This window comes from Cytobacillus sp. Bva_UNVM-123, assembly GCF_046351715.2.
Classification (GTDB): domain Bacteria; phylum Bacillota; class Bacilli; order Bacillales; family Cytobacillaceae; genus Cytobacillus.
The window spans coordinates 4756027-4771311 of sequence record NZ_CM177772.1 but is presented as its reverse complement, the minus strand read 5'-3'; the positions used below and the strand labels follow the sequence as shown (position 1 = coordinate 4771311).

Genomic DNA, 15285 nt, shown 5'->3' with positions numbered 1-15285 from the left:
CCATTAGCAACGCCAAACACCAAAATCGACAGTATCCCCCTAAGAAAATCTCCAATCGCAACCCCTATACTATCCCCAAAACACAATAATTAATGGTAATATATTGATATTAAGGGGGAATCACGTTGAAAAAATATTTATTTATGATGATAGCATTTATTCTATTTCTATCCATGACCCCAGAGAAATCAAAAGCTGCCACCGTTTATTGGGACGGGGTTGAGCTAAAAAAGGGCCAAATTGGGCGTGTAACAATAACGAAGCCAGTTAATTTATGGAAGAGAACTGAAAGTGGTCTTCAATTTGAAAGATTACTTCAAGAAGGTGAAAGATTTAGAGTTTACCGGATGGATGATCTTTATGGAGGTCAATTTGGGGTTGGAGGAAATTACTATATTACGAATATGAGTGATTATGTAATCTATGAGACTCCATCCGTTTCAAAACGAAAACTGCTCGATTGTGATCAAAATTGTTTAGTTGAAATGATGCTGATTTTACCTCAAGAAAAATATGATGTAGACAATACAAATGAAATAAAAGAGCGTTTAAAATCGCTGCCTGAATCTTTATTGGTTGAGATTATAAATCATAAAATCCAGCTGATTTTAGTGAATGGTCCGATTACCGGTGTTGAGGAATTTTCCTATTTAAAAGGGGCAGTTCCAAGGGGCTGGGAGGGTACGAATAAAACGTGGGATGATGTTCCTGGTATTGGTGGTAGTAAGTCAGTTGTCGTTCGAATTGGTTATAGTGAGAAAGGAAAAGGGCATGGCTCTGTTAATTTAGAATTACATGAACTTGCCCATTCCATCGACGGGATTATAAAAAACCATGTATCAACCTCAGCTGCTTTTCAAACCATTTGGAATAGTGAAAAAGAAAAGCTGTTTTCGGGAGAATCCTATTTTCTCCGTTATTCCGAGGAGTATTTTGCTGAAGCATTTGCCCTGTATTACCGTGATCAGGAATCACGAAATAGATTGAAAAAATTAGCACCCTTAACATATCAGTTTATTGAAAGCATTAAATAAAAAAGGAGCTGTCCTTTCAGTCGGATTTCCGATAAAGGGACAGCTTTTTTTTATGGCTAATCGAAAAGTTCAAGCAATTGAACGTACTAAAGTAAAATGTAAAAAAAATTCGACTCTAATGGTCAGCACCACTTGAAAGCTCCTGCCTCGTTGAAGCCCCTTACTGACATTTAAAGGACTAAGTATGCCAAGTTTTTTTAAATAAAAATAGAAATTTACTAGATCATGTAAATTCTATTAGTCCAATAGTCGTTTTATGAAGTAAATTGTCCAAATTATAGTGAAAGTGTCATATAATAATAGAATAGTATAATGAAGGAGAGGACAAATGCGGAAAAAGTGGATTGTTAATTTAGTAGTTATTGCAGCTTTGATTTTGGGATTGAACACACCGGCTCAAGCGAGTGAGCCAAAAGTATATTGGGATGGCCTCTTGATGGTTAAAGGACAAGTCGGAAAAATAAAAGTAATTAAACCGATTAATCTTTGGAAAAGAGACGGGGATAAACTTATTTTTACGAGAGTTCTAAAACCAGGTGAACAATATCGAGTGTATCGATATGATAATTTACACGGGGGACAGTATGGACTAGGTGGCGGCTATTATATTACGAAAATGGCAGGCTATGTAGATTATCGCACCCCTTCGAAGAAAAAGCTTGCTGAGCTTGAAGCTGCATATGCTGGTGGCGGCGGCAGTCCAGCAAAACCAGTTGGCAATCTTACAATTGGAAAAGTAACACAGCAGCAATCTAAGCAATTAGCACCTGGAGTTACGGAGAGGCAGCTTTCTGTTGATAGCAATCGAGGGAAACAGAAGATTTATACAGTAGAATACGATGGAAAAACAGATAAAATAAGTTTAGAAACTGCTTTAGCAAAAGGACAGTTATTCGGTTTTGAAACCGTAACAAGTCAAGCAAAAAATGCACAAACTTCTGACAACCATGTTGTTGCTGGAATTAATGGTGATTATTTTGATAAAAATGGTCAACCTATTGATTTAATGATTCAAAAAGGGAATATTGTTTCTACAAGCCAGACCCCATTAAATCAACTAGCGGTTTTTGGAATAACAAAAGATGGCAAGCCGATAATTGGCAGCCCAGAGCTGAAATTATCTGTACAAATAAACGGTCAAAATCCATATGCGATTAATTCAGTCAATCGTTCGAGAGCAGGCAATCATCTTGTGCTTTACACTCCTGCATTTGCAAGCTCTACAAGGACAAATGAACTTGGTACGGAAGTCGTTGTAAAGATCGATTCTGGCCAGTTAAATGGACATAGTGTACTAACGGGTACAGTAGTAAGAGTGGTCAAAAATGCTGGAGATGAGAAATTAAATAGTGGTGAGTTTATTCTATCTGGTCACCATTTCGCAAGCGACTTTTTACAGACTGTAAATGAAGGCGATAAAGTAGAAGTTAAAGCTGAATTTACTTCAGCAGATTGGAATCAAGTCGTCGAAGCTATTAGTGGTCGCTATCATTTAGTAAGAAATGGTTCCATTGTGAAACAAGATGTCGCAGGTGTGCATCCGAGATCGGCAATTGGGATAAAAGCAGACGGTGGAATTATTACCGTTGTCGTAGATGGCCGTAATAATTCGACTAGTGTTGGTGTAACGTTAGCGGAGATGGCAACCGTTATGAAGGATTTAGGTGCTGTTCAAGCCTTCACATTTGATGGCGGGGGCTCGTCAGCGATGGTTACAAGAAATCATGGGGATGAAAATCCTTCTTTAATTAACCGACCATCAGATGGTAGTGAACGTTCTGTTGCAAACGCATTATTATTTATTAGCCATTGGATGAAAGGACCTCTTCATCAGTTGGTTGTAAATCCAGCGGAAGTAACCCTTTTTGCAGGAGCTACATATAAGGATTTAGGTATCACGGTTAAAGGCATGGATGCGTTCTATAATGCGGTTCCAGTTTCTCAGCCGATTGCTTTCAGCTCCCCTGCTCTAAAGAAGAATGCAGATGGAAGCTATACAGTAGCAACGAACGTAAGCAATGGTGAAATTGTTGTTTCTTCTGGGAATATTTCTAGTAAGATTAAACTGAATGTCATTAACACGCTTGAAAGTATTCAAATCGACGAGAAAGACATTATTGTTGAGAATAATACGATTTACAAAATTCAACCAAAAGGAATTTATAAAGGAAAAACAGTCATTTCGGATCCTACATTATTTAAATGGAGTGTAACCCCTAATATTGGAACGATTAATAATAAAGGTGAATTTAAAGCTGGTGCTTCTAAAGGAACAGGTACGATCACAGTCTCTCATGGAAAAGTATCAACAACTATTAATGTAACGGTTGGTACGCCAGCTCCTATCTTACTTGAAGGCTTTGAAAATGGTATTGCTAATTACAAGGCTTCAGGTGCAAGATATAAAAATGTGAAAATTGAAGAAAGCAGTACAGTTAGTAAAACAGGTAAAAAGTCAATTAAGCTTGCGTATGATTTCACTGGTACAGCTGGAACTTCAGGTGCTTATGTAGATGCAGTTAATCCGATCGCGATTAAAGGCAAGCCGAAGAAAATCGGGATGTGGGTTTATGGTGATGGTCAAGGACATTGGCTAAGAATGCAGCTCAAAGACGGAAAAAACACAGAGATCCAGCTTGATTTCACGAAGAATTTGAATTGGACTGGATGGAAGTATGTGGAGGCAGTTGTACCAGAAAGCGTGACAACTCCACTAAGAATTGAAGCGCCAGTTCGTTATATGGAGACAAATGATTCTAATAAGAACAGTGGCGAGATTTACATCGATCAAATTCAAGCTGTATATTAAAATCAAAATTGATCGTGAAGTGAAATAATTATTTGAAGGAGCTTCCTTACATCAGCAACGTAAGGGATTCGCAAGCCTAGATGTAAGACTTATTTTCAGATAAGTTCGTTTAGTAACTTAAATAGATTGTTCATATTTTATCGTTAATGGAAGGGGCAATTCCCTGCAAAAAATGGGGAACTTGACCCTTGTTCTTTTTAAAATGCTAAAAATTGTTATAACTATTGGTTTGATTTGTCATTTCTGATATGGTACGCTATAAAAAGCTGATTTATGAAAGTGCCTATTATTTTGAAATTATGAGACCCTTTTCGTTGGAGGGAAAAGAATGTCATTTAGTTCGAAATTCGATCATATTAAGAAACAGTTTGAAAAAGAACCCCCAAAAATTATTGGAGGCTATAAAAGACAAGGCTGGGCTCAAAAGACTTTGGATAAAATAGAAAATGCTGATATTGAGCAAGAGCCAAAAGGATTTGTAACTGCGAAGGCTATTCTTGAAGCAAATGATGGTAGTTATTATCCGGCATTTTTATTAATTGATACGAAGAAAAGTGGGAAAATTAAAGATGCGTTTTTCCTTTCGGAAACGCAAGATCAATTTAATCTTATTCCTTTAGAGTTAGCTCTAGAGTTCATTGATAAAGAAGCGAATGACTTAATGCCATTTCGATACAGAACACTAGGAAAAATTAAAGGAGACCAATTCCAAAAAAATTGGCCGGACTTTTCTTAACCTTTACATTGCCTGTGAGCTATGTGATTAGTTTGTGAAACCATTTACTGGATTACATTCTAAGTGCATACCTTACAGGTTTTTTGTTTTTTAACAAATGGTGTAACTTTCCATAAATAAAAGTATAACTGGAGTCATGAATTGGTTCTTTTGTAACACTCCTGTAATATTACTAGTCCGATTTAATCAAATTGAAATGAAAAATTACCTGAAAATAATGTAAAATTACTTCTATACTGATAAATTATGACAATCTTTTTATTTTCAGGAGGTAAAGAATGAAGAGAATAGCGAAAGTTGTCCTAACTGCTTCATTGTTATTACCAGCTTTTTTCGGGGCGGACAAAGCAAGTGCTTCAAGTATACATAATGATATGATTGATTTTAGTCGAACATTAATTGGAACTCCTTATCTTGGTGGAGGGAATACGCCAAGTGGATTTGATTGCTCAGGGTTTGTAAAATATGTGTATGATAAGTTTAATATTGATGTGGCTAGAATTTCATCGGATCAATATACTGCAGGCGGAAAAGCGGTTGAAAAGGGAGAATTACTTCCAGGAGATCTTGTCTTTTTTATCACAGCAGGTAATGGCCGAATATCTCATTCAGGCATTTACATCGGCGATCATAAGTTTATCCATTCAGATTCAACGCAGGGTGTAAAGATTAATAGTATAGAAGAAGATCGTTATTGGAAAAATGCCTATTACGGTGCTAAACGTTACATCGATGCTCCTATAGAAGAAGAAGGTACATTCCATGGACTTGATGTAAAAGAAGGACAATTAGGTGTCATTGAAGTTACTAAATCTATTAATCTTTGGAAACGTGATAGTAACAATAATTTAGTTGTAGAAAGAGTTCTCAATCCAGGAGAAAAATATCGAGTTTATACATATGATTCAGATCATGGCGGCCAATACGGTTTAGGAGCCGGCCTTTATATTACGAATATGAAAACACATATTGCTTTTCATACACTAGAAAATGTTGCTAGTAAATAATCTATTCAAAACAAAACGGGACTTTTTAAAGGTCCCGTTTTTTGTTTTGTTAGATTCAAGCTAGAAATGTCGTAAAAGATAAACGAAGCATTCACCAATTCCTTTCGGAGTGCTTCGTTTTTTATCATCTTTCTTTCAATATAACAGGGGTGCCTCTTAGTCAAATAAATGACCTTGAGCACCCCTGTTTTTTTAGTAGAAACCTATGATTGTTTCACATCAACATTTGCTGATTGCGGAACATACGTCTTCCATTTTGATAGATCAACCTGTTCCTTTGTAATGGTTGTTTCTGGGAAGACAAAAGTCCAAGGCTTGCATGTTTGGCTTTTAATTTCAAGATTATCTAACTGAAAACCTCCTTGAGCAATAATTTCCCCTGAAGCATCTTCAAACACGAGTGGAAGATTTTCAATAAAGATGCTGCGGTCGCTCGCATTACGGATTAATAGTGTTGCTGCTAAACCTTTTCCTTCTACTAAATTAGCTTCTAATCCCATGAAGTTAACTTCGCCCTCACTTAGTGGCGGGAGATTTTTTACGATATTTTCAAGATGTATTAACTGTTCTTCAGTTAAAGACTCTTTCCAGCTTTCCTCTAAATCAAGTGGAAGTTGGTCAAACGTCTTTTTCTTCATTTCAAATACAAGCTGCCAGCCTTTTTTCGGAAGCTCCTCAACGAGTTTATGCTCATTTTCAAAAAGAAACCGCCAAGGTCTACATCCTTTAGAAGGAAGCTCTCCGAAAAGATCCATTTCAAAGCTTTTTCTAGCTAACGGCTTATTTTCAGAGTCGACTAGTAAAAGATCGATGACTTCGAAATTAATTGCTTGCGGCAAAGAGCTTCTTAAAAACGCTGTTATAACGAATCCATCATCATATTCGTACAACTTAATCCCGTTAACTTGAATCTGATTCGGTTGAAGTAGTGGAAGTTTTTGGTGATTATACTGAAATACATATTTTTCCTGAGCAGATAAATCCCAATCCGGATGATAGGATAGGATCGTCTTTATGCCTTTTTCTTTCATTCCATTTTTATTACTCATTAAGAAAGCCACCTTTGTTAAAGTAGTCGTTAATTTGCTAAGAAATACTGAATATATGTTTTAACTTGCTTACAAATTTGCGCATCTAGCTCAGCTAGAAAATGCACAAATTCGTCAAACGCTTCACGCTCGTATAAACGATAAGGATCTTCTTGCCCATAGCCTCGAATGCCAATTCCTTCTCTCATTTGGAATAATAAATCCATATGGACAACCCAAGAATGATCAAGCGTTTGTAAATACATATTTCTTATTTGATGTTGAAAGTCTTCATTTTCTTCTAGCGTTTCTAAATGAAGCAAGTGTTTATTATGAAGCTCATCGATTTTTTCTTGAATGACTTTTAAGTCAGCCCCTTTTAAATCTTTACCTGTGAAAGGAAGAGCACCAAAAATTAATGTCAACTCTTCACAAAGACTATCAGTTGGCCAATCCTCCATTAGTACATTCTCAGGACAATACACTTCAAGCAACTTTTGTAAATGCTTGCTTAATGCTTCTTTTAACAGCTCATTAAAATTCGTAGTGATCAGAAGCTCATTGCGTTTTTTATAAATAATTTTTCTTTGCTGATCAGCAATGTCATCTAGCTTTAATAGATGGTTGCGAGAAGAAAAATGAGCGCCTTCAACAATTTCTTGGACTTTTTTGACGAACTTAACTGGGTTTGGAGCTGTAATTAAGCCATCTTCATCCACTTTCATTTTTTTCTTCCATTTATCCATCTCTTCTTTATCATAACTATTGAAAATATCATCTTTAATAGAAATAATAAATTGAGTTGAACCAGGGTCGCCTTGTCTGCCAGAACGCCCTTTAAGCTGCATATCAATTCGCGCACTTTCATGTAATTCTGTGCCGATTATTTGCAAGCCGCCTAGTTCTGGTACACCATCGCCTAATAAAATGTCTGTGCCACGGCCAGCCATATTAGTGGATAGCATCACCTTATTTTTTTGGCCTGCTTGAGATATGATGAGTGCTTCATCTTCTTCTGTTTTTGCATTAAGAATTTGATGGGTAATGTCAGCTTTTGTTAAATAAGTTGATAGACGCTCTGATTGTTCAATTGATGTCGTTCCAATTAAAACGGGTCGCCCCATTTTATTCAGCTTACTAACTTCCGCAACAATTTTCTTCACTTTAGACTCATAGTCTTGGTAAACAAGAGGTTCTTCATCCAATCTAGCATTAGGCTTGTTTGTCGGAATGGCGACGACTCTTAAATTATACGTTTCCCAAAATTCTTGTTTAGCAGGAAGAGCACTACCTGTCATCCCTGAAAGTGTTTTGTACATTCTGAAATAATTCTGCACGGTAATCGATGCTTGTGTTTGATTTTCTTCTTTTATTGTTACGCCTTCTTTAGCTTCGATGGCTTGATGAAGTCCGTCACTAAATGTACGGCCTTCCATAATTCTTCCTGTAAATTGATCAACAAGCATAATGGCATCTTTTTTTACGATATAATCAACATCTTTGCGCATGACGACATGAGCTCTTAATGATTGCATAATATTATGGAGAAGCTCCCGATGCTCCGCATCATAAAGATTGGCAAGTCCGAAAGCCTTCTCAAACTCAACTGCCCCATTCTCGGCTAATACAATTTGCTTCGTTTCAGGGAAAAACTCATAATGCTCGTCATCTTTAAAATCTTTCACAATTTCAGAAGTAATTTGGAAAAGTTCTGTTGCGATATCCGATTTACTAGCAATAATCAGTGGTGTTCTTGCTTCATCTATTAAAATACTATCTATTTCATCGACAATGGCATAATGCAGTGGTCTTTGAACTTGGTCTTCAGTTTGCATGACCATATTATCGCGCAAATAATCAAACCCAAATTCGGTACCGGTTCCATACGTAATATCTGCATTATAGGCGTCTTTTTTCTCCTGTTCGGAGATTTGTGAAATATTTAAGCCGACATTTAGACCGAGAAACTGGAATACTTGTCCCATTTGCTCAAAGTCCCGTTTAGCTAAATATTCATTCGCGGTAATAATATGTACACCTTTTCCTTCTAATGCTTTTAAGTAGCTCGGAAGGGTAGCAACAAGCGTTTTTCCTTCGCCCGTTTGCATTTGGGCAATTCCACCTTCTAGTAGGGTAAGTCCACCGATTAATTGAACATCGTAGTGGCGAAGACCAAGTACCCGTTTCGAAGCTTCCCTCACAATAGCAAATGCTTCCTCTTTTAAATCAAAAATGGAAGCTCCTTCTGCAAGCTTCTCTTTAAAATATGGTGTAGAGTCTTTAAGCTCTTGATCACTTAAGGCTGATACTTTTTCTTCCAATTCATTCATATTTTCTACATGTTTATATAGACGTTTTAGTTCTGCCGAATCCTCATTAAATATCCGCTTCATCAAAGATAGCATGTTGTTCTCTCCTAAAACTTTTTTTCTAGCTAAATTATAACATATAATGTAGTATAATATATTTTGTGTGGTTAAATGCAGTTAATTTTTTACAAAATCTATTAATCTTTGTAACTTCTTGAAACCTTTTTCGATAATAAACGTCAATTTTAGAGGATACTACCATTTAAGGTCGAATTATTATAAAGACTTTTTGCAAAAAGAGGTGATACTATTAGATGCTGAGGCAACTGTTCAGCACTGGATCTGTTGAACGGGTCTTCGTATGCCACAACACAATAAAAAAATTTTTACAAAAATGAAATTAATTGAATTCTTTCTAACTTATGTTAGGATTGATCTGATTACGTTAAATACAAAAATCTAAGGTGATACTATTGGATATAAAATTGTTAGTGGCATTTATTGCTGCTTTAGTTACATCCTTGCTGATAACGCCCCTTGTTATAAAGTTTGCCATTAAGTTTGGTGCTGTTGATAAGCCGAACGCAAGAAAAGTGCATTCGAAAGTAATGCCGAGACTTGGCGGTTTGGCCATTTTTATCGGTGTGCTTGCTGGATACTTTGTTGGCGGTCTTTATAATGAAAAAATTACCGGCATTTCCGTCGGGGCGATTATTATTATCATTACAGGTATTCTAGATGATAAATATGAGTTGTCGGCAAAATATAAACTATTGGGACAGCTTCTCGCTGCTGCTGCTGTTGTAGGTAGTGGTTTAACAGTTGACCATTTGACTATTCCATTTGTTGGTACATTCGATCTTGGTTTATGGACATATCCTGTAACAGTGTTTTGGATTGTAGCGATTACAAATGCGATTAATTTAATTGATGGTCTTGACGGTCTATCGGCTGGAATATCAGCGATTGTGATTGCAACCATTGCTTTTATGGCTGGAGTAGCTGGAAAACCGCTCATATTAATGATTTCGTTAATCTTATTAGGAAGTACTTTAGGCTTTCTATTCCACAATTTTTATCCGGCGAAAATATTTATGGGTGATACTGGTGCTTTGTTTTTAGGATATTCAATTTCCATACTTTCATTACTCGGCTTGTATAAGAGTGTGACGCTATTTAGTTTTATCGTTCCAATTATCATATTAGGTGTTCCTGTTTTTGACACAACTTATGCCATAATTAGAAGGATTGTAAATAAAAAGCCGATTTCAGCTCCTGATAAATCGCATTTGCATCATCGACTTCTTGCGCTAGGTTTGTCACATCGGAAAACAGTACTATGCATTTATGGCTTTGGAATTGTTTTTAGCATTAGTGCCATACTATTCTCAACAGCAACACTATGGGTGAGTATTTTTATCATCTTTGGGCTCCTATTAATTCTTGAAATATTAGCGGAGACGATCGGATTAGTTCATGAGAAATATCAGCCTGTGTTAAAAATATACAGGAAAGTAACTGGAAAACAATAAGGATAAGATAAGCGCCTAATATGGTCGTTTGTGGATGTTACGCAAACGACTTTTTTGAAAGTATAATGTGAGAAATATTGTTTTTTTACGGTAAAGTTTTTGAAAGTGTCATGAATAAGAAATGAAATTTAGTCTATAAATCGCTTTTTTTATGTTAAAATAATTGAGTATTTCATCTGAAAAGTTGGAGGGAATTAGCATGAAAATTCCAATGTTAGATTTAAGTGAACAGTATCAAGCACTAAAGGACGAAATGCTGATTGCTTTAGATCAAGTAATGAGTTCTTCCCATTTTATTCTGGGAGATAACGTAAAAAAACTTGAAACAGATGTAGCCAAGTATAGTAATGTTGCTCATGGAATTGGTTGTGGAAATGGTAGTGATGCCATACATATTGCTTTACAAGCTGCTGGTGTAGGTTCTGGAGATGAGGTTATTACAACTCCTTTTACATTTTTCGCTACTGGAGGTTCCATTGTTCGAGCAGGAGCAACACCTGTATATGTAGATATCGATCCTGTAACATTTAATATTGATCCTTCGAAAATAGAAGAGGCCATAACAGATAAAACAAAAGCGATTATTCCAGTTCATCTATACGGTCAAACAGCTGATATGGATGAGATTTGCCGAATTGCTGATAAACATCAATTAGCCGTGATCGGGGATGCTGCACAGGCAATCGGTGCGAAGCATCATGGCAAAACAGTTGCAGAATATGGAACTGCAGCAACATATAGCTTCTTTCCAACAAAGAACTTAGGAGCATATGGTGATGCAGGAATGGTCGTGACAAATGATGATCAAGTTGCAGAAAACAGCCGTGTTATCCGTGTTCATGGAAGTAAGCCAAAATATTATCATCATGTACTAGGTTATAATAGTCGACTAGATGAGATGCAAGCCGCTGTTCTGAATGTAAAGTTTCCTCATTTAAATAAATGGGGTGAACTAAGAAGAGAAAAAGCTGCTTTATACACGAAGCTTCTTCATGAGCAATTAGGGGATTTAGTAAAAACTCCTATCGAAAAAGAGGGAAATTATCACGTATTCCACCAATATACAATTCGTGTCGAAAAGCGTGACGAGCTTCAAGCTTATTTAAAAGAGCAGGGAGTACAAACAATGATTTACTATCCGCTTCCTCTTCATATTCAGCCTGTATTTAAAGATTTAGGCTATAAAGAGGGAGATCTTCCTGAATCTGAAAAGGCGGCTAAAGAAGCATTGTCATTACCGATGTTCCCTGAGCTTAAACAAGAGCAACAGGAATATGTAGTCGCAAAAATCAAAGAGTTTTACAATAAGTAAAAAACTGAACGGAACGTCGCCGCAAGGGGGCGTTTCTTTACTTGGCTTGTAGGGAAGTTTACTTTTATTAAGGTACTAAAGCAATATCGCATAAGAAAAGCTAAGGTTATTTGCCGAAAGAACTTGGCGAACGACTAGTTTTTCTAAGCTAATAGAAAAGTAGTATGCAAAAGTAAAATGAAGTTTTTAAAGAGAAGAAAAAAGTTAAAGGTATGGTGGTCTTGTTGGCAGAAACGAAAAAGTTTGTTCTTTATGAATATTTAGTTTTCTTTTGGAAGAAGAAAGTATTCTTTCTTATCATTCCACTTATTTTCGCATTATTAGGCTTTGGCGCATCTTATTTAGTTCCAAAGGATGGAAAGTATGTTGGAAATGCAACGATTTTTACGGGCTCAATTAAATTAAAGGCACTAACGAATCCATCTAATATTATTGCCCAATTTGGCACTGATATTAATGGAGAAATTGATGCAACAGTAACAAGTGAAAGTTATGTGAAGCTGAAGATATACAATGACAATAAAGAACAATTAGAAAAAGATCTGGAGAAAATGGCTTCAGCAGTTGAGAAGAGTTTACTTGATAATTATGGTTTAAGATTTGAAATTACAACAGATCAAGTAAAGACAGCAGAATCAAAATTAGAGGCATTACATAATGTATTGAATACGGCTGTTGATAAGCTTGAAAATGGTAAATTAGGGATTGAAGAAACGAAAGATATAGTAAGTACAATAGAGTGGACAGAAATGGAAATTGCCGATACTGAAGCGAGAATTTCCAGAGTGAAAGGCGATTTAGCTTTTTTTGAAAAGCCTTCCGTTAATCGTCAAGATGTGAATGTTGTTAGCACATATAAAACAGAACTGACAGCAGCAGGACTTATTTTTGGAGTCTTTGCAGCATTCCTCATTTTAATGCTTTGGAAATATGTAAATGAAGCTAGGAGGTACAACTCACATGATTAATTTTGCGATTGTTGGCATGGGCCATATTGCAAATAAACATATAGAAGCGATAGATAAGGCTGAAAATGCAAATGTATATGCCATTTGTGATACAAACCCTGCGAGATTAGAAATTGATAATCCAAATGTGAAAAAATATACAGACCTTCATAATATGTTAAAAGAAAATCCTGATATACATGTTGTAAATATTTGTGTACCGTCAGGTCTACATGCACCATTAACAAAAATCGTTGCAGAGCATGGTCGTCACATTATTGTTGAAAAGCCGATGTCATTAAAGCTTCAAGAAGCTGAAGAAATGATGCGCTATGCGAAAGAAAATAATGTGAAATTAGCTGTTGTTCACCCGAACCGCTTCCGTCCAGCAGTTCAAAAATTAAAAGAACAAATGGATAAAGGGGCTTTTGGAAAGCTAAGCCATGCAAATGCTACTGTTCGTTGGAATCGAAATCAAGCTTATTATGATCAGGCTGAATGGAGAGGAACGAAGGAATTTGATGGTGGCGTCTTAATGAACCAAGCGATTCATGATCTTGATTTAATGCTTTGGTTAATGGGCCCTGTTGAATCGGTTCAAGCAATGGCAGCAACACGCCTGCGGAAGATTGAAACGGAAGATGTTGCAGCAGCTGTTGTTCAATTTCAAAATGGCGCACTTGGAGTCATTGAGGCGGCTACAACAATTTACCCGAAAAATCTTGAGGAATCCATTGCCATATTTGGCGAAACAGCTTCTGTGAAAATTAGCGGAAGAAATGCAAATTTCATTGAAACATGGGATATTGAAGGTGTTTCTGAAGATGAAGCGGACAAACTAAAAAATGAAATAAAAGAAGATCCATTCGGAAAGCCGGGGCATCAATGTATTATCGAGGATATGGTTCAAGCCATCCAAGAAAATCGTAATCCAATTGTAACTGGCGAAGATGGGATTGCTCCTGTAAAATTGATACTGGCCATTTTAGAATCTGCCGAAACAGGAAAAAAAGTTAACTTAATTCAATAGATTTTTCTACTGAACGAAGTTAAAGCCTTTGGTGAGCCTTACAGAAATCTAGTGCGTGTAATGGAAATCAAAAGGCGAATTTAATGATAAAAAGGAGAAAACAAAGATGGACGTATATACATCATTAATCAATAAAATTGAAAATAAAGAAGCTGTCATTGGTGTTGTAGGACTAGGCTATGTTGGTCTACCGTTAGCAGTTGAAAAAGCAAAAGCTGGTTATAAAGTAATCGGCTTTGATGTACAGGCTTCTCGTGTTGAACAAGTAAATATGGGAATCAATTATATTGGTGATGTTGTCGACCAGGATTTAGCCGACATGATAAAGGAAGGACATTTAGAAGCTACAACTGATTATGCAAGAATTGCAGAAGTTGATGCAGTAGCTATTTGTGTTCCAACACCACTTGATATATATCAACAACCTGACACTTCATATGTGAAAAGTTCTTCACAAGAAATTGCGAAATATGCTCATGAAGGGATGCTCGTTGTTTTAGAATCAACAACTTACCCAGGCACAACTGAAGAAATCGTTAAGCCGGCTCTTGAAGAAAAAGGTCTAAAAACAGGGGAAACAGTCTTTATCGCTTATTCACCTGAACGTGTTGACCCAGGTAATAAACAATTCAAAACGAAAAATACACCAAAGGTTGTCGGTGGGATTTCTGAAAAGTGTACGAAGGTTGCAGCTGCACTTTACCGAAACGTTCTTGAAGGAAATGTATTTGAAGTATCTTCTCCAGCAGTTGCGGAAATGGAAAAAATCTTTGAAAACACATTCCGTCACATTAACATTGCATTAGCAAATGAAATGGCGATTTTATGCGACAAAATGGGCATTGATGTTTGGGAAGTCATTGATGCTGCTAAAACAAAGCCATACGGATTCATGGCCTTCTATCCAGGGCCAGGTCTTGGAGGTCACTGTATTCCGATCGATCCTTTCTACTTAACTTGGAAAGCGCGTGAATACAATTATCATACGAAGTTAATTGAGTTAGCTGGCGAAATTAACAACAGCATGCCAGAATATGTCATCACTCGCTCTATGCAAGTATTAAATGAAGATGGTAAAGCACTTCGTGGCGCAAAAATTGCTGTTCTAGGTGTCGCTTATAAAAAAGATATTGATGATGTTCGCGAATCCCCAGTACTTAAAATTGTTGAACTATTAGATCACCATGGAGCTGATTTTAAAGTCGTTGATCCATATGTAGCTTCTTTTAGATCTTGTGACCGAGTAATCGAGACTGTTGAATTAACGAAAGAGCTTATTCATGAAGCAGACCTTGTATTAGTAACAACCGATCATACTGACTTTGATTATGAAATGATCGCGAAAGAAAGCCAATTAATTTTTGATACACGCAACGCCCTTAAAGACGTTGAAAAACCAAATAAATATATTAAATTGTAGTTGCGAATAAGACATTACGGGATATTTTTAACTCGATCGATTATTTTTCGGTAAATGTCGAGCACATATTTAAATATATCGGTCAGTCTTGTCATATATCGGCCAAATACCAGATATATCG

The 15285-nt window shown here is 36.4% G+C and carries 11 protein-coding genes; 9 read left to right on the top strand and 2 right to left on the bottom strand.

Annotated features, from left to right (window positions below; all coding sequences use genetic code 11):
- Window positions 1–125 precede the first annotated feature (125 nt).
- The 4 genes from KDN24_RS24400 (at window position 126) to KDN24_RS24385 (ending at window position 5586) form a co-directional block, all read left to right on the top strand.
- Window positions 126–1034, top strand: coding sequence for an anthrax toxin lethal factor-related metalloendopeptidase (locus KDN24_RS24400; protein WP_409973247.1), 909 nt, complete (start codon window positions 126–128; stop codon window positions 1032–1034).
- Window positions 1035–1362: 328 nt separating this feature from the next.
- Window positions 1363–3843, top strand: coding sequence for a phosphodiester glycosidase family protein (locus KDN24_RS24395; protein WP_409973248.1), 2481 nt, complete (start codon window positions 1363–1365; stop codon window positions 3841–3843).
- Window positions 3844–4171: 328 nt separating this feature from the next.
- The gene (locus tag KDN24_RS24390) at window positions 4172–4579 is read left to right on the top strand and encodes a hypothetical protein (RefSeq protein WP_409973249.1); all 408 of its coding nucleotides are present in this window, start codon (window positions 4172–4174) and stop codon (window positions 4577–4579) included.
- Between the two features lie 278 nt (window positions 4580–4857).
- Window positions 4858–5586 (top strand): C40 family peptidase, encoded by a 729-nt coding sequence (locus KDN24_RS24385; protein WP_409973250.1) that lies wholly within the window; start codon window positions 4858–4860, stop codon window positions 5584–5586.
- 203 nt (window positions 5587–5789) lie between these two features.
- Here KDN24_RS24385 and KDN24_RS24380 read toward each other — a convergent pair whose 3' ends face one another.
- Complete coding sequence (locus tag KDN24_RS24380) at window positions 5790–6635, bottom strand: accessory Sec system S-layer assembly protein (RefSeq protein WP_491348207.1); 846 nt, start codon at window positions 6633–6635, stop codon at window positions 5790–5792.
- A 29-nt stretch (window positions 6636–6664) separates the two neighbouring features.
- Window positions 6665–9019 carry an accessory Sec system translocase SecA2 gene (gene secA2, locus KDN24_RS24375; RefSeq protein WP_409973252.1) on the bottom strand — a complete coding sequence of 785 codons (2355 nt, stop codon included), beginning with the start codon at window positions 9017–9019 and terminating at the stop codon, window positions 6665–6667.
- A 377-nt stretch (window positions 9020–9396) separates the two neighbouring features.
- Between secA2 and KDN24_RS24370 the strand changes: the two genes are divergently transcribed.
- The 5 genes from KDN24_RS24370 to KDN24_RS24350 all read left to right on the top strand — a co-directional run bounded on the left by KDN24_RS24370 (window position 9397) and on the right by KDN24_RS24350 (window position 15164).
- On the top strand, window positions 9397–10455 hold the full coding sequence (locus KDN24_RS24370; RefSeq protein ID WP_491348206.1) for a glycosyltransferase family 4 protein: 1059 nt from the start codon (window positions 9397–9399) through the stop codon (window positions 10453–10455).
- 199 nt (window positions 10456–10654) lie between these two features.
- Entirely contained in the window at window positions 10655–11767 is a 1113-nt protein-coding gene (locus KDN24_RS24365) for a DegT/DnrJ/EryC1/StrS family aminotransferase (RefSeq protein WP_409973254.1), read from the top strand.
- A gap of 224 nt (window positions 11768–11991) precedes the next feature.
- Window positions 11992–12735 carry a GumC domain-containing protein gene (locus KDN24_RS24360; RefSeq protein WP_409973255.1) on the top strand — a complete coding sequence of 248 codons (744 nt, stop codon included), beginning with the start codon at window positions 11992–11994 and terminating at the stop codon, window positions 12733–12735.
- Entirely contained in the window at window positions 12728–13744 is a 1017-nt protein-coding gene (locus KDN24_RS24355) for a Gfo/Idh/MocA family protein (RefSeq protein ID WP_409973256.1), read from the top strand. The genes KDN24_RS24360 and KDN24_RS24355 overlap by 8 nt, the downstream gene beginning before the upstream one ends.
- 106 nt (window positions 13745–13850) lie before the next feature.
- Window positions 13851–15164, top strand: coding sequence for a nucleotide sugar dehydrogenase (locus tag KDN24_RS24350; protein WP_409973257.1), 1314 nt, complete (start codon window positions 13851–13853; stop codon window positions 15162–15164).
- Window positions 15165–15285 lie beyond the last annotated feature (121 nt).

Bases quoted from the DNA above. Each gene is read 5' to 3' on its own strand.
- KDN24_RS24365 (WP_409973254.1), top strand. From the start codon at position 10,655: ATGAAAATTCCAATGTTAGATTTAAGTGAACAGTATCAAGCACTAAAG.
- KDN24_RS24350 (WP_409973257.1), top strand. From the start codon at position 13,851: ATGGACGTATATACATCATTAATCAATAAAATTGAAAATAAAGAAGCT.
- KDN24_RS24355 (WP_409973256.1), top strand. From the start codon at position 12,728: ATGATTAATTTTGCGATTGTTGGCATGGGCCATATTGCAAATAAACAT.
- KDN24_RS24385 (WP_409973250.1), top strand. From the start codon at position 4,858: ATGAAGAGAATAGCGAAAGTTGTCCTAACTGCTTCATTGTTATTACCA.
- KDN24_RS24395 (WP_409973248.1), top strand. From the start codon at position 1,363: ATGCGGAAAAAGTGGATTGTTAATTTAGTAGTTATTGCAGCTTTGATT.
- KDN24_RS24380 (WP_491348207.1), bottom strand. From the start codon at position 6,635: ATGAGTAATAAAAATGGAATGAAAGAAAAAGGCATAAAGACGATCCTA.
- KDN24_RS24390 (WP_409973249.1), top strand. From the start codon at position 4,172: ATGTCATTTAGTTCGAAATTCGATCATATTAAGAAACAGTTTGAAAAA.
- secA2 (WP_409973252.1), bottom strand. From the start codon at position 9,019: ATGCTATCTTTGATGAAGCGGATATTTAATGAGGATTCGGCAGAACTA.